The organism is Pseudomonas sp. RG1 (assembly GCF_025910115.1).
Lineage (GTDB): Bacteria > Pseudomonadota > Gammaproteobacteria > Pseudomonadales > Pseudomonadaceae > Aquipseudomonas > Aquipseudomonas atacamensis.
This window is the reverse complement of record NZ_JAPCIK010000001.1, coordinates 222,456-246,764: the sequence shown is the minus strand read 5'-3', so window position 1 is coordinate 246,764 and position 24,309 is coordinate 222,456. Positions and strand designations below refer to the sequence as shown.

The window sequence follows — 24,309 nt, the reverse complement described above, 5'->3', positions numbered from 1 at the left end:
AGCCAGTCATGTCTCTCGAAATCGTTATCCTCGCGGCCGGTCAAGGCACTCGCATGCGCTCGGCGCTGCCCAAAGTGCTGCACCCGATTGCCGGCAACTCCATGCTCGGCCATGTTATCCACAGCGCTCGGCAACTTGATCCACAGCGCATTCACGTGGTGATCGGTCACGGTGCCGATGTGGTGCGTGAGCGTCTGGCAGCTGATGACCTGAATTTCGTGTTGCAGGACAAGCAACTGGGCACTGGCCATGCCACCGCCCAGGCGGTGCCGTTCATTGATGCCGACACTGTGCTGATTCTTTACGGCGATGTGCCTCTGATTGAAGTGGAAACCCTGCAACGTCTGCTCAAGCATGTCGTGCCGGGCCAGATGGGTTTGCTCACTGTCGAGCTGGATGACCCGACCGGTTACGGCCGCATCGTGCGTGATGCTGACGGCAAGGTCGCGGCAATCGTCGAGCACAAAGACGCCAGCGAAGCGCAACGTGCGATCACCGAAGGCAACACCGGCATCCTCGCTGTGCCGGCCGATCGTCTGGCGGACTGGATGAGCCGCCTGTCGAACAACAATGCGCAGGGCGAGTACTACCTCACCGACGTGATCGAAATGGCGGTCAGCGATGGTCTGGTGGTTGCCACCGAACAACCGCACGACCCGATGGAAGTGCAGGGCGCCAATGATCGCAAGCAGCTCTCTGAACTGGAGCGTCATTACCAGTTGCGCGCCGGCCGTCGCCTGATGGCTCAGGGCGTGACCCTGCGTGACCCGGCGCGTTTCGATGTGCGTGGCGAAGTCAGCGTAGGCCGCGATGTGCTGATCGACATCAACGTGATCCTGGAAGGCAAGGTGATCATTGAAGACGACGTACAGATCGGCCCGAACTGCGTGATCAAGGACAGTACCCTGCGCAAAGGCGTGGTAATCAAGGCCAACAGTCATATCGAAGGTGCCATTCTCGGTGAAGGCAGCGACGCCGGTCCCTTCGCGCGTTTGCGCCCGGGCACCGTGCTCGAAGCGCGCGCCCATGTCGGTAACTTCGTTGAGCTGAAAAACGCCCACATGGGCGAGGGTGCCAAGGCTGGCCATCTGACCTATCTGGGCGATGCCGAAATCGGCGCACGCACCAACATCGGCGCCGGCACCATCACCTGCAACTACGATGGCGCCAACAAGTGGAAAACCGTGTTGGGCGCTGACGTTTTCATCGGTTCCAACAACTCGCTGGTCGCGCCTGTGGATATTTCCAATGGTGCAACTACTGCTGCCGGCTCGACCATCACGCAAAATGTGGATAACGCTCAGTTGGCGGTTGGCCGAGCCCGTCAGAAGAACATTGACGGCTGGAAGCGCCCGGAAAAAATCAAGAAATCCTGATTTATCCACAACCTCTTGTGGGAGCGAGCCTGTTCGCGAATGCGGTTTGTCAGTCACGTCTTCAGTGGCTGAGACTGCCCTTTCGCGAGCGGACTCGCTTCCACAGTCATTTCAATCTTTCTGAATTTTTCTCCCCGCGTCTTGACGGCAACCTTTCGATAGAGTTTCATTGCTTGCGTTATCTTTCGAATCGAAACTAAAGCTGCCATGTCCAAACGCAATACTCCTCAACGTCGCCATAACATTCTCGCCTTGCTCAATGAGCAGGGCGAAGTCAGTGTCGACGAGCTGGCCAAGCGTTTCGAAACTTCCGAAGTTACGATTCGCAAGGATCTCGCGGCGCTGGAAACCCATGGTCTGTTGCTGCGTCGTTACGGCGGGGCGATCACCATGCCGCAAGAGCTGGTCGCAGAAACGGCGCAGAGTATTTCCAAGTACAAGCAGGCGATCGCCCGCGCGGCGGTCAAACGCATCCGCGAGCACGCGCGCATCATCATCGACAGCGGCAGCACCACCGCCGCGATGATCCCCGAACTGGGCCAGCAACCGGGTCTGGTGGTGATGACCAACTCGCTGCATGTCGCCAATGCCTTGAGCGAACTGGAACACGAGCCGGTGCTGCTGATGACCGGCGGCACTTGGGATCCGCACTCGGAATCCTTTCAGGGCCAGGTCGCCGAGCAAGTACTACGCTCCTACGACTTCGATCAACTATTTATCGGCGCTGACGGCATCGATCTGGTTCGCGGCACCACTACCTTCAATGAACTGCTCGGCCTCAGCCGGGTCATGGCCGACGTTGCGCGAGAAGTGATCGTCATGGTCGAGGCCGACAAGATCGGTCGCAAGATTCCCAACCTGGAGCTGCCCTGGAGCAGCATCCATACCCTCATTACCGATGATCGCCTGTCTGTCGAGGCACGCGATCAGCTTCAGGCCCGCGGGATCACCTTGATCTGTGCGGCTGTCAGTCAGGAGAAATAACCATGTGTGGCATTGTCGGCGCAGTAGCTGAACGTAATATCACCGCCATCCTTCTTGAAGGCCTGAAGCGCCTCGAATACCGCGGCTATGACAGCGCCGGTGTGGCGGTTTATACCAACGACCAGACCCTGGAACGCATGCGCCGTCCGGGCAAGGTCAGCGAACTGGAAACCGCGCTGGCCGAACAGCCGCTGGCCGGGCGCCTCGGTATCGCCCACACCCGTTGGGCTACCCATGGCGCGCCGTGCGAGCGCAATGCCCACCCGCATTTTTCCGGTGACATTGCGGTGGTGCACAACGGCATCATCGAGAACCACGAAGCTCTGCGCGAACAGCTGAAAGCGCTGGGCTATGCGTTCAGCTCGGACACCGACACCGAAGTCATCGCGCACCTGCTGACCCACAAGCTCAAGGAACAACCGGACCTGACTGCCGCGCTCAAAGCGACCGTCAAGGAGCTGCATGGCGCCTACGGTCTGGCAGTGATCAACGCACAGCAACCGGATCGTCTGGTCGCCGCGCGCAGTGGCAGTCCATTGGTGATCGGCCTGGGCCTGGGCGAGAACTTCCTCGCTTCCGACCAACTCGCTCTGCGTCAGGTCACTGATCGCTTCATGTACCTGGAAGAAGGCGATATCGCTGAAATCCGTCGCGACAGCGTGCAGATCTGGGACGTAAACGGCAACGCTGTCGAGCGCCAGACCGTGCAGTACACCGACGGTGCCGAAGCCGCCGACAAGGGCGAGTTCCGCCACTACATGCTCAAGGAAATCCACGAACAACCGGCCGTGGTCCAGCGCACCCTCGAAGGTCGCCTGGGCAACAATCAGGTGCTGGTTGAGGCCTTCGGTCCGCAAGCTGCCGAGCTGTTTGCCAAAGTGCGCAATGTGCAGATCGTCGCCTGCGGCACCAGTTATCACGCCGGCATGGTCGCGCGTTACTGGCTCGAAGAACTGGCCGGTATTCCGTGCCAGGTCGAAGTCGCCAGCGAATTCCGTTATCGCAAAGTGGTGGTGCAGCCGGACACGCTGTTCGTGACCATCTCGCAGTCCGGTGAAACCGCTGACACCCTCGCGGCGCTGCGCAATGCCAAGGAGCTGGGCTTCCTCGCCAGCCTGGCGATCTGCAACGTCGGCATCAGCTCGCTGGTGCGTGAATCCGATCTGACGCTGTTGACCCAGGCCGGTCGCGAAATCGGTGTGGCCTCGACCAAAGCCTTTACCACACAACTGGTAGGCCTGTTGCTGCTGACCCTGTCGCTGGGTCAGGTGCGCGGCACTCTGGCTAACGGCGTCGAAGCCACACTCGTCGAAGAACTGCGTCGCCTGCCGACCCGTCTCGGCGAAGCGCTGGCGATGGACAGCACCGTGGAAAAAATCGCCGAGCTGTTCGCCGAGAAAAACCACACCCTGTTCCTCGGCCGTGGCGCGCAATTCCCGGTCGCGATGGAAGGTGCCTTGAAGCTCAAGGAAATCTCCTACATCCATGCCGAAGCCTACCCGGCCGGCGAGCTCAAACACGGGCCGCTGGCACTTGTGGATAACGACATGCCAGTGGTGACCGTCGCGCCAAACAACGAACTGCTGGAAAAGCTCAAGTCCAACCTGCAGGAAGTCCGCGCTCGCGGCGGCGAGTTGATCGTGTTCGCGGATGAGAAGGCTGCGATGACCAACGGCGAAGGTACCCACGTGGTGCAAATGCCACACATCCACGACATTCTCTCGCCGATCCTTTATACGATCCCGTTGCAACTGTTGTCGTACTACGTCGCCGTGCTCAAGGGCACCGACGTCGATCAACCGCGCAACCTGGCGAAATCGGTGACCGTGGAATAAGTTATCCACCGTTGATCTAAGCTTTCCCACAATCGCAGCCTCGGCTGCGATTGTCGTATCCGCCGCCGAGGAATCCCATGGACCGCTTTCAGGAAATGCAGATCTTCGTTGTCGTCGCCCAAGAGCAAGGCTTTTCGGCGGCTTCGCGGCGTCTGGGTCTGTCGGCGGCGAGCGTCACCCGGGCGGTGGCGGCGCTGGAGCAGCATATCGGTACGCAGCTGCTGGTGCGTACCACGCGCACCGTGCATCTCACCGAAGCCGGGCAGCGTTATTTCGATGACTGCCGGCGGATTCTTGCCGAGGTGCAGGAGGCCGAGGATTCGGCGGCAGGCAGCCATGCCTTGCCGCGCGGGCAGTTGACGATCACTGCGCCGGTGCTGTTTGGTGATCTGTTCGTCACGCCGGTGATGGCCGATTACCTCTGTCGCTACCCGGATGTGTCGATCAACGCGCTGTTGCTGGACCGGGTCGTCAACATGGTCGAGGAGGGCATTGATGTCGCAGTGCGCATCGGTGAGCTGCCGGACAGCAATCAGCATGCGATTCGCGTCGGGGAAGTGCGGCGAGTGATCTGCGCCTCGCCGGAGTTTCTGGCTGAGCATGGCCGCCCGGAGCATCCGCAGGCATTGGCCGGGCTGCCGGTGGTGGCGACGTCGGCGATCGGTCAGCAACGCAACTGGCCGTTTCTCGACGGCGGTGAAGCACTCAGTGTGCGCACCGAACCGCGCCTGACCGTCACGGCCAATCAGTCGGCGATCACCGCCGCGCGAAAAGGCCTGGGCCTGACGCGAGTGCTGTCCTATCAAGTAGCGGACAAGGTCGCAGCGGGCGAGCTGGAAATCGTCCTCGCCAAGTTTGAATTGCCGCCGTTGCCGATTCATGTGGTGTATCAGGGCGGGCGCAAGGCGCCGGCGCGGATCCGCAGTTTTGTCGACTTCGCCGTGAAGGCGCTGCGCGAGCATCCGGCCTTGAACGCAGCGGCGTTATTGCACGAGATGAAATAATCGATTGCAGTGGGTGGTTATTCTGTTGTTCCGGCAACCCATGGATGATGACTCCATCGGCGCGCTCATCCCCGTAGCGACGTCACTTTCCAGCGGAGTCGACCATGCAAGCGATCAAACTCTACAACTTTCCCCGTTCCGGTCACGCGCACCGCGTCGAGTTGATGCTGTCGCTGCTGCAACTGCCGACCGAGCTGATCTTCGTCGATCTGGCCAAAGGTGAGCACAAGCAGCCGCAGTACCTGGCGATCAACAGCTTTGGCCAAGTGCCAGCGATTGATGACAACGGCGTGGTGCTGGCCGATTCCAACGCGATTCTGGTTTATCTGGCGCAGAAATACGGCAACGGACGCTGGCTGCCGGCCGACCCGGTGGGCGCAGCGCATGTGCAGCGCTGGCTGTCGGCAGCGGCGGGACCGATTGCCTTTGGCCCGGCGGCGGCACGCCTGATCACGGTGTTTGGTGCGCAACTGAATGCCGAGGAAGTCATTGGCCGTGCGCACAACCTGCTCAAGGTCATGGAGCTGGAGTTGGGCAAAACAGCGTATCTGGCGGGCGAAGAGCCGACCATCGCTGACGTGTCTGCCTACAGCTACGTTGCTCACGCGCCGGAGGGCAATGTCTCGCTGGATGACTACGCCAATGTTCGCGCCTGGCTGGCACGGATCGAAGCGTTGCCGGGTTTTGTCGCGATGCCGCGTACGGTGGCAGGGTTGCAGAAAACCGCGTGATCTCCACTCAAGCGTAGGACAGAGCCTTTTCAGCCAGCAGTTCCTGATACAGCTCTGTCCACTTGCGACCCATCTCATCGGCGGTGAACAACTGCCGATAGCGCGCTTCCGCTTTGACCCCCATCTCGGCAGCACGCTCAGGGTTTTCCCAAAGCGTACGCATGGCTTCACGAAAGGCCTGTGGATTGCTCGGTGGCACCACCAGTCCGGTTTCGTTGTGGATATTGATGAAACTGGTGCCGGTGCCGATTTCGCTGGAGATCATCGGTTTGCCGTACATCGCGCCTTCGAGCAGCGAAATCCCGAAAGCCTCGGAGCGCAGGTGCGAAGGAAATACGATCGCGTAACTCAATTGCAGCAACGCCACTTTGTCCTCGTCACTCAGTCGGCCGAGAAAGTGAATATTGCGCAGGCCCAGCGCGGCGGCCTGTGCATGCAGTTCCTGCTCCAGCGGACCGGCACCGACGATCACCACGGGATAATCGATGTCTTTGAGCGCATCGAGCAGGATGTGCAGCCCCTTGTAATAACGCATCACCCCGACGAACAGAAAGAACTTATCCCCAAGCTCTTGGCGCCAGCGGTTCATGCGTTCGGTATCAGGCTGTGGATAACCTGCTTTATTCAGGCCGTAGGGGATAACGCGGGTCTTGTCCTGAAACTGCTGCAGCACATCGCTGGTGTGCAGATAGTTCGGCGATGCAGCAACGATGCGGTCGGCGCTGGCGAGGAAGCGATTCATCAGTGGCCGATAGAGCTTGAGCAGATGCTTCTGGCGAATGATGTCCGAATGATAGGTGACCACGCTCGGCTTGTTCACGGCGCTGGCGAAATGCACCAGGTCCATGAATGGCCACGGGAAGTGATAGTTGATCACGTCGGCTTCGGCGGCCAGCTCACGGAACTGCTTGAACACGCTCCAGGAAAAACCGGTCGAGGCGAACTGAATATCCAGCTTCGCCCGATGTACTTCGTGCTGGCCCAGTTGCACCACGGGCGGTGTCGGATTGGTGCTGAGGGTCAGCACTTGCCCATCAATGCCATGCTGGGCGCCGCTTTCGCACAACTGAAAGATGACTTGTTCGATGCCGCCGACCGAATCGGGCAGGTACGTCTTGAAGAAATGAAGAACGCGCATTCAACCTCCCATGGCCTGGCGATAGGCACCGGCCGTAGCCTGTGCACAACGTTGCCAGGAAAAAAGCCGCGCCTGCTGCAATCCTGCTTCGCGGCAGGCCTGCCAATGCTGCGAGTCGTCAAGCAGACGGCTCATTGCATCGCGCAGGCCCTCGGCATCGTCCGCTTCAATATAGTTGCCAGCCGCACCGGCCACTTCCGGCATCGCCGAAGAACGGGTGGTCACCACCGGCGTGCCACTGGCCATGGCTTCCAGCACCGGCAAGCCAAAGCCTTCATACAATGATGGAAATATCAGCGCCCGGGCGCCGGCCAGCAGTTGCGCCAATTGCTCATCGGGCAGATAGCCGAGCAGGCACACGTGGCCGCTGGCCAATGCCTGGCGCAGTGGCTCGTTGAACTGCTCGCGCTGCCAACCGGCCATGCCCGCAATCAACAAGGGAAAGCGCTGGCGCACAGCGTCTGGCAGCAGGGCGTGGGCCTGCAACGCCAGGCTCAGGTTCTTGCGTGGCTCGAGGGTGCCGACACAGAGGAAATATTCCCGTGCCTGGACGGCGTGAGCCTTGAGCACACTGTCGATTTCCTCAAGTGGCCGAGGACGGAAGCGTTCGGCCACACCCAACGGCGCCACCACGAATCGCTGTGCAGGGAGATTGAAGTAGGCCTGCGCCTCGTCAGCGATCGCCTGCGAATCGGTCAGAATGACCCGCGCCTGCTCCACGCCCGCGGCCAGACGACGTTCGATTTCCCTCAAACGTGCTGGTGGCTGGGTTTCTGGAAAATGCAGGTGCGTCAGATCATGCAGGGTGATCACGGTCGGGCCGTCGAAGGCTAGGGGCCACAGGCTCGGCTCGTGATAAAGATCGAGCCCTTGTGCACGCCCCTGATCAAAACGTTTCTGCTCCAGCCAGCGGCGTGCCTGATAGGCCCCGGGAATTTGCCGCAGCAATGGCGTCATGCGCGAGTAGCCGGGCATGGCTGCGGCCGGCAGGGCCGAACTCCAGCCCCATCCGTGAAACAGGCTTACGTCCACATCGGGTTCGCTGCGCAAGGCGTTGACCAGTTCGGCGACGTAGTGGCCAATGCCGGTGCGCGGTGCTTGCAGGATGCGGGCGTTAAGAGCAATGCGCATGCGGCCTCGCTTGCACGCGCGGGGCCTGCTGAACATGGGCAAGGCTGCGTGTCGCCAGCTGCTCACTGGCCTCGCGCCAGCCGATCCAGCGCCAGTCAGCGACGTCGCGGGCGGCGGGAAACTGTCCGCTGCGCTGATAGGTTTCGATCAGATCGGCAAGGCTTTGTGGATCCAGCAGATCGAAATACGCCATGAACTCGCCACCGATTTCGCGGAATACCGCGATGTCGCTACCCATCGCTGGCAAACCGCGCTGCATGGCTTCCACCAGCGGCAGGCCGAAGCCTTCGACGAACGAGGGGAAGACCAGCGCACTGGCCTGCGCGTATGCGTATTCAAGGCTGGTGTCGCTCAGGTCATTGAACATGAACAGGCGCCGATTCAGTTCCGGATGATTGCGGATTCGCTCGAGCAGCGCGTCGCATTTCCAGCCGATACGCCCGGCGATGCACAAGCGTGCCGTCGAGCCGGCAGCCCAGGCGCGTTCGAAGGCGTCGAGCAGGTACCCATGGTTCTTGCGCGGCTCGATGGTGCTGACCATCAGAAATACCGGGCCGGATGCAGCGAACAGATCCTCGAGGCGTGGTTCGATCGTTGCCGCGCCGTGATGCAGGTCGAGCTCGGACCCCAGATAAAAGTAATCGAACCAGCGGTTTTCAGTCTGCTCGGCACCGATTCTGCGTTGCAATTCACCACGCACCTGATCACGCACCGTGGCGGAAATTGCCATGTAGCCGTCGGCCGTGCGGGTAATCCAGTCGAACCACTCATTGAAAACTTCGACCAGACGCGTGTCGTAAAACTGCGGATGCGTCAGCGGAATCAGGTCGTAGATCACCGCGATCATGCCGACGCCGTCGCGTTTGAGCTGCTCGACATGGGCGAAAAAGTCCGAGTGCCAGGATGAATCCAGCAGCACCAGTTGATCGCCCTGATGGTGTTGAAGCGGCGAGCAACGTTGAAGCAGCTGCCTGCGGTTGATCCGTCTGACGAGCCGAATCGGCAGGCCGAGCACGGCAAACTGGGTCAACCGATAGCTGACATAAAGGAGCCGCCGCGCCAGTTTCGAAGTGCATAGCGCATCGCGGCGCTGATGCCACTGCCAGAAACGATGGGCGAGGCGCTCCAGGCGTTCACCGAAGGTTTCGAGGCTGTTCCAGAACGGTGTATCGAGAGGCGCCAGTTGCAGCACCCGGTAGAGCTGGCGATTGATCACCACCACCGGCATGCACTCAACGCCGTCAGCGCTGGCGGGCAGCTGCTTGATGACGTTGCGCACCACGCGCTGAATCCCCGAATTGACCTTGGGGTGTTTGAATACGTGAGTGCATTCAACCAAGAGGCGGGTCATGGCGCACGCTCGACAGGCCGGGCCTCGGTGTCGCGGCTGATGGTGGTTTTGGCGTCCAGCCAGGTACAGCCGACGAAGTCTTCCCGACGGCTGTTGATCACCTGGAACACCATACCGTAGTCACGCCACTCGAAATTGCGATCCAGGTGCGAGTCCAGACGCGACAGGCTAAGGGACACCGAATAGTTGCCTTTGCCCAGGCCCATAATGAAGGCGAAGCGATAGGTGAAGCGTTCACCGGCGCGCAGATCGGTCAATGCCTTGTTCAGCCGGTGGGTGTTGATGCCGTACATCATCTGGCCGAGGCGATCCTTGAGAATGAAGCCCAGCACCAGCCGTTCGATGTCCTCGCGTACCTCGACCTGCACTTCGAGCACCACCGGTTGGCCGACTTCGACTGCGTCAATGCTGCGCTGGTTTTCATCGAGCAGGCGTACGCTCAGAATCGCCGCCTCGCCGGTGCCGGAGACCGTTTGCACCTCGCCGCCGGCAAGCGTTTCCTGGCGTACGACCTGACCCTCCCGTTCGGCCATCAGCGCATTGTAATAATCGAGAACCGGCTCCGGTTTGCCGCGCATGGCCACGCGCCCGTCCTTGAGCAGGATCGCCGAGTCGCAGATCGACTGAATCGCGAAACGATCATGGGACACGATCAATAACGTCGTGCCGGATTTACGAAAGCTGCGGATGCGTTCGAAGCTCTTGTGCTGGAAATAGGCATCGCCCACCGACAGCGCTTCGTCGACGATCAGGATGTCCGGGCGCCGAGCCGTGGCGACGCTGAACGCCAGGCGCATCTGCATGCCGCTGGAGTAAGTGCGCACCGGGTGATCGATGGCTTCGCCGATTTCGGCAAAACGCTCGATATCGGGCATCAGGGCCTGGATTTCTTCAAGCTGCATGCCCAACAACTGACCGGCCATGATTGCGTTCTGCCGACCGGTAAAGTCCGGATGGAAACCCATGCCCAGCTCCAGCAGGGCTGCGACGCGCCCTTGCAATTCAATCTTGCCTTGGGTGGGTTGAGTGGTGCCGGTGATCATTTTCAGCAAGGTGCTTTTGCCTGCACCGTTGGCGCCGACGATACCCACCGCTTCACCCGGAGCAATCTCGAATTCGACATCTTGCAGCACCCAGTGCTGTTGATGGCGGATCGGCGAAAACGGAATCAGCCACTCAGCCAGCCGTGCCCAGCGGTTTGGGTATTGCTTATAGGCCTTGCCCAGGCCGGTGACGCGAATATGTCCCATCAGAGTTCATCCACCATTTCGCCGACGCGCTGGCGAAACAGTCGCAGACCGATCAGACAGAACACCACGCCGGTAATGAAAACCGGCAGCAGCGAACTCCATACCGGCCACTGACCGTAGAGAAACAGGTTCTGATAACTGCTGAACAGGTTGGTCAGCGGGTTGAGTTGCAGCAGGCGCTGCACCCATTCCGGCAGGATCGTGATCGGGTAGACGATCGGTGTCAGCCAGAACCAGAACTGCAGGCAGATGCCGAACAGCTGGCCGACATCGCGAAAGAATACGTTCAATACGCCAAGGACCATGCCCAGCCCGGCGCAGAACATCATTTGCAGAGCAATCAGCGGAATCAGCGCCAGCAGAGCCATCCCCGGCCAGCGCCCGGTGACCAGCAGAAACCCGAGAAACAGGCTGATGATGATGGCGAAATTGATCCCGGCGTTGATTAGCACGATCACCGGCAGGCAGATCCTCGGGAAGCTGATTTTCTTCAGCAGGTTGGCGTTTTCCAGAAACATGTTCTGGCTGCGCAGGGTGATTTCGGAAAACAGTCCCCAGGCCAGCAGACCAGCGCACAGGTAGACACTGTAGGCCATGCTGTCGTCCACACCGGGCAGGCGCGCGCGCATGATCTGGGAAAAGATCACCGTGTAGACGATGATCATCGACAGCGGATTGAAGATCGGCCACAGCGCGCCGAACAGCGAGTTGCGATAACGCGCTTGAAACTCGCGCTGCACGCTGCCGAGGATGAACCCACGGTAGCTGTACAGCGAGCGGTACAGGGAAAGCAGCATTCAGACCGTCCTGCCGTATTGATCTTCGAAGCGAACGATATCGTCCTCGCCCAGGTACTCGCCGCTTTGCACTTCAATGATGACCAGGTCGATCACTCCGGGGTTCTCCAGGCGATGCTTGTGGCCGGCAGCAATGAACGTCGATTCGTTCTTGGCGACCAGAGTCGTGCCGGAACCGTTGTTGGTGACCTTGGCCATGCCTTCGACCACTACCCAGTGCTCGTTGCGGTGATGGTGCATCTGCAACGACAATTTGCCACCGGGTTTGACCACGATGCGCTTGATCTTGAAACGCGGACCTTCTTCCAGAACGGTATAGGTGCCCCAAGGACGGCTGACCGTACGATGCAGGCGATAGGCTTCGTGGGACTTGTCCTTGAGTTGCTTCGCCACGCGGCGTACATCCTGCGCACGGTCGGCATGGGCCACCAGCACCGCATCGGCGGTGTCGACGATGATCAGGTTATCCACACCGACGGTCGCCACCAGCCGGCCTTCGCTCTGCACGAAGTTGTTGTGGCTGTCGATGAAGATCGCTTCGCCGCTGGCGCGGTTGTTGTCGGCGTCGGCGGGAATCAGCGCGGCGACCGCGTTCCACGAACCGATGTCGCTCCAGTCGAAACCGGCAGGTACCACCACGACTTTTTCCGAGCGCTCCATCAGCGCGTAATCGATGGAGATGTCGGTGATTTCGGCAAACAGCGTTGGCGACAGCTCCTGTTGCAGGCAGCCAACCGTTTCCACCGGGGCGCTGACGGCCATGCAGGCGCGGGTCTGTTCCAGCAACCCGGGTGCGTGCAGTTGCAGTTCGGCAATGAGCGTCGCGGTGGTGAAGCAGAACATCCCCGAATTCCACAGGAAGTTGCCGCTCTCCAGGTAATGCGTGGCGGTCTGCAAGTCGGGTTTCTCGACGAAACGCTGCACCTTGGCCGCGCCTCTGGCGTCCAGCGGCGCACCGGTCTCGATGTAGCCGAAGCCGGTTTCCGGCGCGGTCGGAACTACGCCGAAGGTCACCAGATAACCGTCCTTCGCCAGATTCACTGCGTGCTCGACCGCACTCTTCAAGGCGTCCTGATTGACGATCAGATGATCCGCCGGCATCACCACCATGATTGCGTCGTCGCCGTGCAGCGCCTGCAATGACAGTGCTGCCGCTGCGATCGCCGGTGCGGTGTTGCGCCCGCTCGGCTCCAGCAGAAAGTGCCCGCGATGGCGCGACACATGCGCCGCGCAGTAGTGATCCTTGCTCTGGAAGTAATACTCGCGGTTGGTCACGGTGACGATGTCGCCCCAGCCGTCCAGCAACGCCGCCGCGCGCTGGTAGGTCTTGCCCAGCAGCGACTGGCCGTCGGGCAGGGTCATGAACGGCTTGGGGTGGCCCTCGCGGGACACCGGCCACAAACGGGTGCCGGCACCGCCGGACAGAATCACCGGAATCAGCATGGCCTACTCCTTGGCGACGCGTTTCATGTCCGCATCCATCATCATGCGGATCAAGGTATCCAGGTCGGTTTTCGGTTTCCAGCCCAGCACACGCTGGGCCTTGGCCGGGTTGCCGAGCAGCACTTCGACTTCGGCCGGGCGGAAGAACGCCGGGTCGATCTTCACGTAATCGCGGTAGTTAAGGCCGACGTGATCGAAGGCAATGCGGCACATCTCGCGCACGGTGGTGGTGACGCCCGTGGCGACCACGAAGTCGTCGGGTTTGTCCTGCTGCAGCATCAGCCACATGGCTTCGACGTAATCGCCGGCAAAGCCCCAATCGCGTTTCGCGTCGATGTTGCCCAGCGCCAGGTCCTGCTGTTTGCCCTGCTTGATGCGCGCGGCGGCGTCAGTGACTTTGCGGGTGACGAATTCGATGCCGCGCAGCGGTGATTCATGGTTGAAGAGGATGCCGCTGCTGGCGTGCAGGTTGAAGCTTTCGCGGTAGTTGACGGTAATCCAGTGTCCGTAGAGCTTGGCCACGCCGTAAGGGCTGCGCGGGTAGAACGGGGTGTTCTCGTCCTGTTGCTCAGCCTGGATCAGGCCGAACATTTCGCTGGTCGAGGCCTGATAAAAACGCGTGTGCGGACTGAACTGACGGATCGCTTCGAGCAGGTGTGTCACGCCCAGCCCATCGACGATGCCGGTGGTGACCGGTTGATCCCACGAGGCGGCGACAAAACTCTGTGCGGCGAGGTTGTAGACCTCGTCCGGTGCCGATTTGATTACCGCACGCTGTACCGAGCAGGCGTCCGCCATGTCGCCGTCGAGGTAGACGATATCGGCTTCGATACCCGTCTCGCGCAGGCGCCAGCGTGAATCGCTGCTGCGCCGGGCGACGAGGCCGTGAACCTTGTAACCCTTGTCCAGCAGCAGTTTGGCCAGATAGGCGCCGTCCTGGCCCGTGATCCCGGTAATCAGTGCACTTTTTGTCATTGTTGTCGTACTCGCATCTCCCAGTCGGACAGGATCGCCCGCAGGGATTGTTGTGTGGTGGTGGCTGGCGCCCATCCTGTGGCGCTGGCCAGTTTTGCGTGACTGCCGCAGACACGGCGCTGGTCGGCGCGCCGCATGCGCGCCGGATCCGCCACCAGTTCTACGTCGACTTCGGCCAGATCGGCCAATTGCTCGATCAGGCTGCGAATGCTTTGCTCGCGGCCCGAGCAGATGTTGTAGACCTGCCCCGGTGCGCCGTTTTCCAGCAGGGCGAAATACGCTGCGATCACGTCGCCGACATCAAGAAAATCCCGCGTAACGTCGATATCGCCGACTTGCAATTGCGGCGCTTGCAGACCCTGTCTGATACGGCAGATCTGCCGGGCGGCGCTGGCGATGACGAAGCTGTCTTTTTGCCCGGTGCCGATGTGGTTGAACGGACGCGTCACCAGCACTGGCCAGCCTTCACTCAGGCCCCATTGCAAACTGAGGAACTCCGCTGAAAGTTTGCTCACCGCGTAAGGATTGCGCGGCAGCGGCGGTTGTTGCTCGGTGATTGGCAGATGCTCTTCGGCGACTTGCCCGTAAACGTCGCCGGAGCTGACGTACAGGAAAGTGCCGGAAAAGCCGCGAGCCTTGAGCGCCTGCAGCAGGTTGAGGGTGCCGAAAAGATTGATATCGAAGGTGCGGGCCGGGTCACGAAAGGCTTCCGGCACGAAGGTCTGGCCGGCCAGATGAATGACTGCATCCGGCAACTCAGGCCAAAGGTCGATGAGGCTGTCGGCGTTCGTAAGGTCGTAGGCCGATGCGGCAGGCAGCAGCTCCCACGACGAGCCCGGCGACGCCAGACGAGACTGAATGTGTTGTCCCACGAAGCCGCTGAGGCCCGTGACGAACAGACGTTTTTTCAAACAGCGACCCCTTGGTCATGACTCGCGCCGCTTTCCTTACACGCTTTGAGGAAAGCCCTGTCAGACCGGAGGAAATATCCGGTGAAACAGCAGGCGAAGCCGTTGTTGTAGTTGTTTGGTTGCCAATCTGTGCCAATTGCTCGGCAATTTCAACCGGGCAAACCGTGACTGGTCAGTTCTCGTCAGCATAGTCCGATTTATTCTCGCCCGGCGGTTCCCGGACTCGCGATGGATGTGTTTAGAATGGCCTTCGTCGCGAGTTGGCCGGTTGTTTTCCGGACGCCGCGACGCGGGGTGAAACTGACCACTAAAACAAGAACAGAGACGTGCCCGATGATGACGGACGAGTGCCGGCCCTGCCGACCCGCTCCGCCGCGCGGCCGTCATAGCATGAAGTCGCCGGGATGGTGCTTCATCGTGGGATGCCATGAATTTCATTCTCTACTCGGACGTCAACGACAGCTCCATCAGTGCCAGTCTCGGGCGTCCGGAATACAGCTATTACTTTGTCCTCAAAGCCTATCGCCCGGTGCTGGAAAGCCTGGGGCGCGTGCACGTGGCCGGATCTGTCGCCGACGTCGATGTGATTTACCGGCAATTGCTCGCCGCTGGCGAAGACAGTGTGTTCCTGTCCTTCACCCCGCCGCAGAAAACTCCGGTTGATCTGCAATGCCCGACGATTTGCGTGGTGGCCTGGGAGTTCGATTCGATCCCCGATGAACAGTGGGACGACGATCCGCGTCAGGACTGGACACGCATGCTCGCGCGCCACGGTCGGGTCATCACCCTGTCGAGCCACACGGCAACGGCCATCCGCCGCGCCATGGGCGAAGCGTTCCCGGTGCTGGTTTTGCCGACGCCGTTGTGGGACAGCTTCGCAACGATTCGTCAGCAACACCAACCGATGCCGGTCAACCCGGGCACTGCACTGGCAATCAAGGGGTGCATATTCGATTCGCGCACCCTCGGCCTGTCAGCCGATGCGCTGATCCCGACGCCAATCAGCCCTGAAGAGCAGGCTGCACTGGCCGCAGCAATTGAAGCCGCGCGCCCGCCACCGTTGACGTTCAAACGCCGACTGGTCATTGCTCGACATTATCTGCGCTTGTGGGTGCTGGATCTGGGACACGAGCAGGCGGAGCCGGTGCCGCGGGTGAAATTTCTGCACAACTGGTACTGGGAAGGCATTCGCGATCTGCTGCCGGACGCTCTGCATGGCTGGCTGCAACAGCGTTGGCCTGAGGTGTGCGGCGCTGCGCCGGTGCCCGTGATCGAACCGGCGCCGCTCGATCTGCCGGACACCTCATCGGTGGTCGAAACCACTGTCGAGGGTGTGGTGTACGTCTCGGTATTCAACCCCAAGGATGGCCGCAAGAACTGGCATCGACTGATCAGCGCATTCTGCTGGGCGTTCCGCGAAACGCCCGACGCGACGCTGGTGCTCAAGATTACCCAGAATGATCTGGCGTCCTATTACAGCGAATTGATGACCCTGCTGGCGCAACTCACGCCGTTCGCCTGTCGGGTCGTGGTGATGCACGGTTACCTCGACGACGCGCAGTACGCCAGGCTTTATCAGGCGGCCAGTTTCTACGTCAACGCGTCACGCTGCGAAGGGTTGTGCCTGCCCCTGATGGAGTTCATGTCCAGCGGCAAACCGGTGATAGCCCCCGATCACACGGCGATGAAGGACTACATCGATGACTCGGTGGCGTTCGTGGTCAAGTCCAGTCAAGAGCTGACGATCTGGCCGCAGGACACGCGGATCATCTACCGCACGCTGCGGCACCGCCCCGACTGGGGCTCGCTGAAAAACGCCTACGAAAACAGCTATCGAATGGCCAAGGCCCAGCCGCAGGAATATCAGCGGATGTCTGCCGCCGCCGTCGCGCGCATGCAGCAATACTGCGCCTTCGCGCCGGTGCGCAAACGCCTCGCGGAGTTCTTTGCGCTGACAGCAGGCCCCACCGATGCTGCGCCTGTGACGGATAACGCCTCATGCTGATCATCATTCATTCAGAAACCAACCGGCACACCATTGCGCAGAACCTCGGACGTTCGGAGTACAGCTATTACTTCGTACTCAAGGAATATCGTCCGGTGCTCGAACGCATCGGTCGGGTGGTGGAAGTGGCCGATCCGCAGACAGAAGTCGATGCGCTGTATCTGGAATGCCTGAGCCGTGGCGAGCCTTGCGTGTTTCTGTCGTTCTCGCCGCCGCATCGCACCCCCGTTCACCTGGCCTGTCCGACGCTGCCGGTGTTTGCGTGGGAGTTCAGCACGATCCCCAACGAAGCCTTTGCGGGCGAGCCGCGCAACGACTGGCGTAGCGTCTTGCATGCCTGCGGGGCGGCGATTACCCATTCCAGTTATACGGTCAACGCCGTGCATGAGGCCATGGGTGCCGAGTACCCGATCGTCGCGGTGCCGGCGCCGGTCTGGGACCGTTTTGCGGCCCGTGGCGCGAAGATGCCCGAGCAAGCGCTGGCCGCCGCGTACAGCCTGACGATCAAAGGCCTGGTCGCGGACAGCCGCACCCTCAATCTGAATGCATTCGGGCCGGCGCACCTGCGCAGCGGCGACGGCATCGACTTCGCCGCGCCGGCCTCCGAACAGACGCTGATGCTTGACGGTGTGGTTTACACCTCGGTGTTCAATCCCGGTGACGGGCGCAAGAACTGGGAAGACATGCTCAGTGCGTTCTGTGTGTGTTTCCGCGATGTCGAAGACGCGACGCTGGTGCTCAAGCTCACTCACCATGACGCCGAAGAAGCGCTCAGCGATATTCTTCATCACTTGTACAAAAACCAGTCTTATCGCTGCCGCATCGTTCTGATCTACGGCTACCTCGCCGATCCGGACTACGAGCAACTGGTGCAGGCCACGCGGTATGTGGTCAACACCTCGTACGGTGAAGGGCAGTGCCTGCCGCTGATGGAGTTCATGTCCTGCGGCAAGCCGGCGGTCGCGCCGCGTACCACGGCGATGATCGATTACCTGAGCACCGCGAATGCCTTTCTCATCGAGTCCACGGATGAGCTGACAGCCTGGCCCCACGACCCGCGCAAGGCCTTCCGAACCCTGCGCTACGTGACCAACTGGACCTCGTTGTGCGAAGCCTATCGGGCCAGTTACGACGTCGCGAAAAACCAGCCGCAGCGCTATGCCGATATGTCCACGCAGGCAGTCGACAGTTTGCAGGCGTTCTGCAGCCAGGCTGTGGCTGAACAGCGTTTGCGAGGGTTTCTGACGCAGTTGTTCGAGCATCGTGCGCCTGCCTTGGAAGCCCCTCAAGCATGAACGGCAAGCGCATCATGGACGTTGAAGTCCTGCGTGCGGTCGCGGTGCTCGCGGTGTTGTTCCATCATCTGCAGGACAATCTGTTCACTGACCCGGTGCCGTCGCTGGCCCGGATCCACGAATGGGCGCAGACGTGGTGGGGCGTTGACCTGTTTTTTGCGATCTCCGGTTTTGTCATCGCCCGGAGCTTGATCCCGGTGCTGCAAGGCTGCACGACGGGCCAGGAGCGCTGGCAACAGGTCCGCCATTTCTGGCTGCGCCGGGCTTTTCGGTTGTTGCCTTCAGCCTGGCTGTGGCTGGCGCTGATCCTGCTGGCTTGTATGTTTTTCAATCGATCCGGTGCGTTCGGCACGCTATCCGCCAATCTTCAGGCGACCCTGGCCGGGGTGCTGCAATACGCCAATTTCCGCTTTGCCGACAGCTTCTTCCAATACGAATACGGCAGCAGTTTCGTTTACTGGAGCCTGGCGCTGGAGGAGCAGTTCTATCTGCTTTTTCCGTTGCTGATCCTGTTGTTTCGCCGACACCTGGTCTGGGCATTGCTGGCGCTGGTGGCGGTGCAGATTCTGACCGTACGCACGCCGTTGCTGATGGTAGTGCGCACCGACGCGCTGGCCCTTGGCGTACTGTTGGCGATGTGGAGTGCGCAGCCGGGTTATCAGCGCTGGCAGCCCTCGTTCTTGCGCCAACCATGGCTTGGCATTTCAGCCTTGATTGTCATTGCAGTGCTGTTGAGCTTCATGGCGACCGACCGTTTTACCTTGGCCAGTTTCCGCATCGGTTCGATCGCCGTGTTCAGTGCGCTGCTGGTCTGGATCGCCTCGTACAACCGTGACTACCTGATGCCTGCCGGACGCTTGCAGCGATTGCTGGGCTGGATCGGCAGCCGCTCCTACGGCATCTACCTGATCCACATCCCCGCCTATCTGCTGCTGCGTGAACTGATCTTTCGCTTGCAGAGCAGCGGTCTGCCGAGCCCGGCCGGACATCCCATCCTTACGGTGCTGATTGCCTTTGGCCTGATCGCGCTGCTCAGCGAATTCAACTATCGCTTGATCGAAATGCCGATGCGCAATCGCGGTGCTGCGCTGGTCAAGCGCCTCGGCACCTCCCGAACTGCAGTTACCTCACCCGGAGCCACCTCATGCTGAGCTTTTTGAAGAAACTCTCGGCGACAACGCCTGCGCAAACTTCGGCAGAACCGGTCGCTGCGGTTGCCTATAAAGTCGATCCGTACATGCTCGGCCTTTACGATGCGAAGCTCAGCGGCTGGTTCAACCAGGAGACTCACGAGCTGTACACGGGCTTCGCTGTGAGCGCCGACGACACGTTGCTTGATGTCGGTTGCGGTGATGGCGGCAACGTGCACTTCTGCGCTATGCGTGGGGCGAAGATCATTCTTGCCGATATCGATGCAGCCAAGGTCGAAGCCACCCGCCAGCGTCTGAGCGACACGCCGGCCCGGGACATCGAATGCCACGTTACCGACTGCAACCCGCTACCGATTGCCGAGGCAACGGCAACGCGTGTGGTCTGCACTGAAGTTATCGAACACGTTGACGATCCCGCGCAGTTTCTTGCCGAGCTGGTGCGTGTCGGTAAACCGGGCGCGTTGTATCTGCTGAGCGTGCCGCATCCCAGCTCCGAGGACCTGCAAAAGGACATCGCCGCGCCGGAGTATTTCCAGAAACCCAACCACATACGCATCATCAGCGAAGACCAGTTCAAGGCCATGGTCAGCGAGGCCGGGCTGGAAATCATCAGCCACAGCCAATATGGCTTCTACTGGTCGATGTGGATGATGTTGTTCTGGGAGGCCAAGGTCGAGTTCAGCAATCCCGATCACCCGATGCTCGAGCACTGGGCCAACACGTGGCAAGCGGTGCTGGATTCCCCGCGCGGTGCACAGATCAAGCAGGCGCTGGATGCGGTGGTGGCCAAGAGTCAGGTGATTATCGCGCGCAAACCCTGATCGTCTGCGCAGGGTTTTGTGTAACCTTGCAGCCCTGTGGCTTCAGGGATTTTCAAGGTATGCGGTTTATTGCGGGTCTGATCCTTAGCGTCTTGCTGGCAGGTTGCGAGCAACACGCCGCACCGGCCCTCGACCAGCAGCTCTACGTCTGGCAACGCCAATGGACACCTGCGCATGAGCCGGCATTGCGCGACAGTCGCCATGATTTCTCCACCCTGCGCGTGCTGGCGTTGCAGGCCTTTCCCGGCGAGCGGTGGAGCAGGGCGCGGGTTGATCCGGCGTTGTTGAAAGCTGATGGTCGCGCTCTGATCGCAGTGATTCGCCTCGATGGCCAGTTGCAGTCGCTGGACCAGCAGCAGGTCACCGAGCAGATTCTGCAGGTCATTGCCGATTGGCAAGCGCAAGGCCTCACGCTGAACGGTATCGAAATCGACCACGATGCCGGCAATGCACGGCTGCCCGTGTACGCTGAATTCCTCAAACACTTGCGTGCGGTCTTGCCGCCATCGTTGCCTTTGAGCATCACCGCGCTACCGGCGTGGCTCGATAGCGCGCAGTTGCCGGCGCTGTTGCGAAGCGTCGACAGCAGCGTGTTGCAAGTCCACGCCGTGAGCGATCCGCGACTGGGTCTGTTCGATCCCGAGCAGGCGTTGAAATGGGCCAAGGCCTGGGCACGTATCAGCGACAAACCGTTCTATCTGGCGCTGCCGGCCTACGGCGTTGCGCTGTTGAGCGATGACGGTGGCGCGCCGGTAGTGGAAAGCGAAGTGCAACTGGAGCGCGGCGGGCAGCGCCGGGAGTTGCTCGCCGATCCGCAGCAACTCAGCCAATTGGCCAAGACTTTGCGCGAGGATCCGCCTGAGCATCTGACCGGTTTGATCTGGTTTCGCCTGCCGCTGGCCAACGATCGTCGCGCCTGGAGCCTGGCTACTTTACGCGCGGTGGCTCGCGGAGATGTGCTGAACAGTCAGTTGCGCCTGTCATTCAAAGAGCAGGGCGGTTTGTATGACATCCACCTCGATAACCGCGGCAATCTCGACAGCCCGTGGCCCGCGCAAATCACCCTAAAGGCGCGGGATTGTGCAGGCGCCGATGCGCTCACCGGTTACTCGTTGCAACAAAGTGCCAATCTGCTTACCTTCACCCGCCTGCGTGACGGCCGCTTGCCGGCGGGCGGACAGCGCGCTGTCGGTTGGGCGCGTTGTGCACATATTGATCAAGGAGGTTCGCATGTTGACCCGTAACTGGCCCCGCCATCTGCTTTGCCTGAGCCTCAGCCTGCCGCTGGGTTCGGCGCTGGCCTGCGGCCCGGACTTCCCGATGCGCCTGCTCGACAACCGCGCGCAGACCCTCGCCGATCTGCCCGAAGGCAGTTTCAGCTTCGAAGTCAGTCGCCTCGGTAAAACCATTGCCGGGCTGAAAAATGTCACAGCGGCGACCCACAACCCCAACGATTATGCCGAAGACAACGCGTCAGAACTGGCGCGCGAACAGGCTGAGCAGGTGGGCCTGAGCGTCGAGCAATACGCTGTGGTCAAGCGCCTTCGCGGGCTCAGCGATGCACGTCAGGCCGAGGAACAGGGCGCCAGTCTGCCGGTGGAAATCCGCTTGTACGTCGCCGGCGCGGTGGCCTTTGCCACCGGCGACCATCAATCGGCCACGGAGTATTTCAACAAGGTGCTGGCGCTGCCGGCGGACCAGCGTCCTTTGCGCAGCACGTGGGCGGCGTATTCCCTCGGGCGCATCGCCTTCGCCATGAGCAACGAGGCGCACGATCGCATCGAAGCGCTGGAAGAAGCGCGCGATGCCTTCCGGCAGGCCCGGCAACTGAGCATCGACGGCTTCAGCGATCCGTTGGAACTGGGCGTTGCCAGCCTCGGTGAAGAGGCGCGGGCGTTGCGCAGCGCGGGCGACTGGAGCGGCGCCATCGAACTGTACGAAGCACAGAACCTGCACGGTTCGGCCGTCGGCTACACCTCGCTCAAGCAACTGATGAACGAACTGGCCGAGTTGCCGGAATCTCAGTTGGCCAAACTGCTGCAGCAGCCAGCAGTGCAGCAACTGGTCACGGCATCGCTGGTCAGCCGTCAGGGCTGGTCTTTCGGTGAGCAGCCGGCGAATGAAAAGAAACTCGTCACACTCCTGCAAAACAGCACCCGTGGCAGCCTCGACAATGCCGATCGACTGGCGGCGATGAGTTATCAACAGGGCGACTACGCGTCTGCCAAGGCCTTTCTGGTAAACGCCGAGGACGGCGGACTGGCCTGGTGGCTGCGGGCAAAACTGGCAGTGCGTGACGGCGACACGACTGCCGCTGCCGCCGCCTACGCCAAAGCCGCCCAGGCCTTTCCACAGAATGAAGACTGGGGCTATCGCCGCACGCCGGACTGGGCGTTTGAAACGGTGCAGCCAAAATGCCGGGTCGACGGCGAAAGCGCGATCCTGGCGCTGCAACGCGGCGAATACCTGCAAGCGTTCGTGCAGCTGTATCGCAGCAACAGCCTTTACTGGTTCGATGCCGCCACCGTTGCCGAGCGGGTGCTGACGGTCGATGAGCTCAAGCGGTACGTCGATGAGAACGTGCCGGCGCCGCCGCCATTGACGCAGCAGGAGCGCGATAACTATGTGCCGCTGTCGGTGGCCGCCAATCTGCGCAATCTGCTCGGTCGGCGCTTGCTGCGAGAAGGGCGATACGAGGAGGCGGTCGGTTATTTCGCCAGTGACGATCTGCAGCACAAGGCCCGGCTCTATGGCGAGCAACGGCTCAAGGCCGAGTCGGCGTGGTGGCCGAGCAAACGCGCCAGTGCGTTGTACAACGCCGCGTGGACAGCCCGGGAGTGGGGCATGGACATCCTCGGTTATGAGATGGCCCCTGATTACGCCACCTTCGGTGGCAATTACACGCTGGAGAGCACTAAGCTGGATGTCGGCCCGCTGATTTCCACGGCGGAAGTGCAGCGCCAGCAGGCCAGCGCCGCGCAACCGGATCTGCGTTATCACTATCGTTTTGTCGCCACGGCACTGGCCAGTCGCGCCGCCGATAACCTGCCGCACACCAGTCAGGCGTTTGCTGCGGTGTTGTGCAATGCCGCCGGCTGGAACAGCAGCCTTGAGGACCAGAGCGCGCTGTATCAGCGCTACGTCAAGGAAGGCCCTTATGTGCCGTGGGCGCAAGACTTCGGCAATCAATGCCCGTATCCGGACTTCGAAAATGCCGACAAGCGCTACGTCACCCAGGTGACCGACGCCGTGCGTGAAACACTGCGGCCGTACAAGTGGCCGGTGCAGATCGGCGCGGTGCTGCTTGTCGCTGTTGCTGCGTTAATGCTGATTACCCGTCGTCAGCGCAAGGTGCGCAAAGGCTAGGCCTGTTGAATAAAGCCCAGGCGTACGGCGAAGCCAATCAACAGGCTGCCGAACAGCCATTGCTGAATGCGCTGGGCGGTCGGACTGTGTTGCAGCCAACGGCCCAGGGCCGCGCCGGTCATGGCGACAACACTGTCGAACAGCAGGCCGACGCTGACCAGCACCAGGCCGAGCACGGCGAACTGCGTCAGCACCGGCACGCCGTCGCTGACGATAAACTGTGGCAACAGCACTGAGCAGAACAGCAGCGCCTTGGGATTAAGTAGGTTGGTCAGCAAACCGCGACGGATCGCACCGCGCCACTGGCCGTGGGCAGGTACCTGCTCTTGGGCTTGCAGGCTCGGTACCAGCGAGCTGCGCAAACACTGGATGCCGATCCACAGCAGATAGGCCGCGCCGGCGATGCGCACCACGTCAAACGTCCACGGCGCCGTTTTGAACAGCGCCGCCAGCCCCAATGCCGCCAGTGCCACGTGGCAGGCGCGGGCGATGGCCAAACCCAACGCCGTGGCCAGCGCCGCAGCTCGACCGTGCCGCGCACCGGTTTGCAACAGCAGGATCATGTCCGGTCCCGGCAGTAGCAGAACCACAGCCAGCGTCAAAATAAACAGCCACAGACTTGCCACATCACACCCCTTTTCGATGTCGATTTGCTCGCGCCAGTCTAGAGCGAGAGGGCAGGGCAGGTGCTTGCGTAGTCGGCTTCAATTGTTCGCAGCTTTGGCATAACCTGCTGGTTTTCAAC

At 61.0% G+C, this 24,309-nt stretch carries 20 protein-coding genes; 11 read left to right on the top strand and 9 right to left on the bottom strand.

Going from position 1 to position 24,309, the window contains the following annotated elements; all coding sequences use genetic code 11:
- Positions 1-8 precede the first annotated feature (8 nt).
- The 5 genes from glmU (at position 9) to OK411_RS01100 (ending at position 5,930) form a co-directional block, all read left to right on the top strand.
- Complete coding sequence (glmU, locus tag OK411_RS01120) at positions 9-1,376, top strand: bifunctional UDP-N-acetylglucosamine diphosphorylase/glucosamine-1-phosphate N-acetyltransferase GlmU (RefSeq protein WP_016772408.1); 1,368 nt, start codon at positions 9-11, stop codon at positions 1,374-1,376.
- Between the two features lie 207 nt (positions 1,377-1,583).
- Positions 1,584-2,360 carry a DeoR/GlpR family DNA-binding transcription regulator gene (locus OK411_RS01115; protein ID WP_016772409.1) on the top strand — a complete coding sequence of 259 codons (777 nt, stop codon included), beginning with the start codon at positions 1,584-1,586 and terminating at the stop codon, positions 2,358-2,360.
- Positions 2,361-2,362: 2 nt separating this feature from the next.
- Positions 2,363-4,195 carry a glutamine--fructose-6-phosphate transaminase (isomerizing) gene (gene glmS / locus OK411_RS01110; protein ID WP_264364298.1) on the top strand — a complete coding sequence of 611 codons (1,833 nt, stop codon included), beginning with the start codon at positions 2,363-2,365 and terminating at the stop codon, positions 4,193-4,195.
- 77 nt (positions 4,196-4,272) lie between these two features.
- Positions 4,273-5,199: a LysR family transcriptional regulator gene (locus OK411_RS01105; RefSeq protein ID WP_264364297.1), complete on the top strand. Its 927-nt coding sequence runs from the start codon at positions 4,273-4,275 to the stop codon at positions 5,197-5,199.
- 104 nt (positions 5,200-5,303) lie between these two features.
- Entirely contained in the window at positions 5,304-5,930 is a 627-nt protein-coding gene (locus OK411_RS01100; protein WP_016772412.1) for a glutathione S-transferase family protein, read from the top strand.
- A 7-nt stretch (positions 5,931-5,937) separates the two neighbouring features.
- On the opposite strand, the gene OK411_RS01095 is transcribed toward OK411_RS01100, so the two are convergent.
- Genes OK411_RS01095 through OK411_RS01060 form a run of 8 tightly spaced genes read right to left on the bottom strand, consistent with a single transcriptional unit; the run spans position 5,938 to position 14,926 of the window.
- Positions 5,938-7,068 (bottom strand): glycosyltransferase family 4 protein, encoded by a 1,131-nt coding sequence (locus OK411_RS01095; protein ID WP_016772413.1) that lies wholly within the window; start codon positions 7,066-7,068, stop codon positions 5,938-5,940.
- Positions 7,069-8,199: a glycosyltransferase family 4 protein gene (locus OK411_RS01090; protein WP_136493242.1), complete on the bottom strand. Its 1,131-nt coding sequence runs from the start codon at positions 8,197-8,199 to the stop codon at positions 7,069-7,071.
- Positions 8,183-9,550 (bottom strand): glycosyltransferase family 4 protein, encoded by a 1,368-nt coding sequence (locus tag OK411_RS01085; protein ID WP_217879080.1) that lies wholly within the window; start codon positions 9,548-9,550, stop codon positions 8,183-8,185. The genes OK411_RS01090 and OK411_RS01085 overlap by 17 nt, the downstream gene beginning before the upstream one ends.
- Complete coding sequence (locus OK411_RS01080) at positions 9,547-10,800, bottom strand: ABC transporter ATP-binding protein (protein ID WP_264364296.1); 1,254 nt, start codon at positions 10,798-10,800, stop codon at positions 9,547-9,549. Before OK411_RS01080 ends, OK411_RS01085 begins: the two co-directional genes overlap by 4 nt.
- Entirely contained in the window at positions 10,800-11,597 is a 798-nt protein-coding gene (locus tag OK411_RS01075) for an ABC transporter permease (protein ID WP_110599737.1), read from the bottom strand. Before OK411_RS01075 ends, OK411_RS01080 begins: the two co-directional genes overlap by 1 nt.
- On the bottom strand, positions 11,598-13,040 hold the full coding sequence (locus OK411_RS01070) for a mannose-1-phosphate guanylyltransferase/mannose-6-phosphate isomerase (protein WP_110599738.1): 1,443 nt from the start codon (positions 13,038-13,040) through the stop codon (positions 11,598-11,600).
- Between the two features lie 3 nt (positions 13,041-13,043).
- On the bottom strand, positions 13,044-14,015 hold the full coding sequence (gene gmd, locus OK411_RS01065) for a GDP-mannose 4,6-dehydratase (protein ID WP_016772418.1): 972 nt from the start codon (positions 14,013-14,015) through the stop codon (positions 13,044-13,046).
- The gene (locus OK411_RS01060) at positions 14,012-14,926 is read right to left on the bottom strand and encodes a GDP-mannose 4,6-dehydratase (RefSeq protein ID WP_264364295.1); all 915 of its coding nucleotides are present in this window, start codon (positions 14,924-14,926) and stop codon (positions 14,012-14,014) included. The genes gmd and OK411_RS01060 overlap by 4 nt, the downstream gene beginning before the upstream one ends.
- A 427-nt stretch (positions 14,927-15,353) precedes the next feature.
- On the opposite strand from OK411_RS01060, the gene OK411_RS01055 reads away from it, so the two are divergent.
- The 6 genes from OK411_RS01055 to OK411_RS01030 are packed head-to-tail and all read left to right on the top strand — an operon-like array spanning position 15,354 to position 23,564.
- On the top strand, positions 15,354-16,931 hold the full coding sequence (locus OK411_RS01055; RefSeq protein WP_217879076.1) for a glycosyltransferase: 1,578 nt from the start codon (positions 15,354-15,356) through the stop codon (positions 16,929-16,931).
- Positions 16,925-18,226, top strand: coding sequence for a glycosyltransferase (locus OK411_RS01050; RefSeq protein WP_264364294.1), 1,302 nt, complete (start codon positions 16,925-16,927; stop codon positions 18,224-18,226). The genes OK411_RS01055 and OK411_RS01050 overlap by 7 nt, the downstream gene beginning before the upstream one ends.
- The gene (locus tag OK411_RS01045) at positions 18,223-19,377 is read left to right on the top strand and encodes an acyltransferase family protein (RefSeq protein WP_264364293.1); all 1,155 of its coding nucleotides are present in this window, start codon (positions 18,223-18,225) and stop codon (positions 19,375-19,377) included. The genes OK411_RS01050 and OK411_RS01045 overlap by 4 nt, the downstream gene beginning before the upstream one ends.
- Entirely contained in the window at positions 19,371-20,198 is an 828-nt protein-coding gene (locus OK411_RS01040; RefSeq protein WP_264364292.1) for a class I SAM-dependent methyltransferase, read from the top strand. The genes OK411_RS01045 and OK411_RS01040 overlap by 7 nt, the downstream gene beginning before the upstream one ends.
- Positions 20,199-20,257: 59 nt before the next feature.
- Complete coding sequence (locus tag OK411_RS01035; protein WP_264364291.1) at positions 20,258-21,442, top strand: DUF3142 domain-containing protein; 1,185 nt, start codon at positions 20,258-20,260, stop codon at positions 21,440-21,442.
- On the top strand, positions 21,429-23,564 hold the full coding sequence (locus OK411_RS01030) for a hypothetical protein (protein ID WP_264364290.1): 2,136 nt from the start codon (positions 21,429-21,431) through the stop codon (positions 23,562-23,564). Before OK411_RS01035 ends, OK411_RS01030 begins: the two co-directional genes overlap by 14 nt.
- Here OK411_RS01030 and OK411_RS01025 read toward each other — a convergent pair.
- On the bottom strand, positions 23,561-24,190 hold the full coding sequence (locus OK411_RS01025) for a LysE family translocator (protein ID WP_264364289.1): 630 nt from the start codon (positions 24,188-24,190) through the stop codon (positions 23,561-23,563). The genes OK411_RS01030 and OK411_RS01025 overlap by 4 nt on opposite strands.
- Between the last annotated feature and the right edge of the window lie 119 nt (positions 24,191-24,309).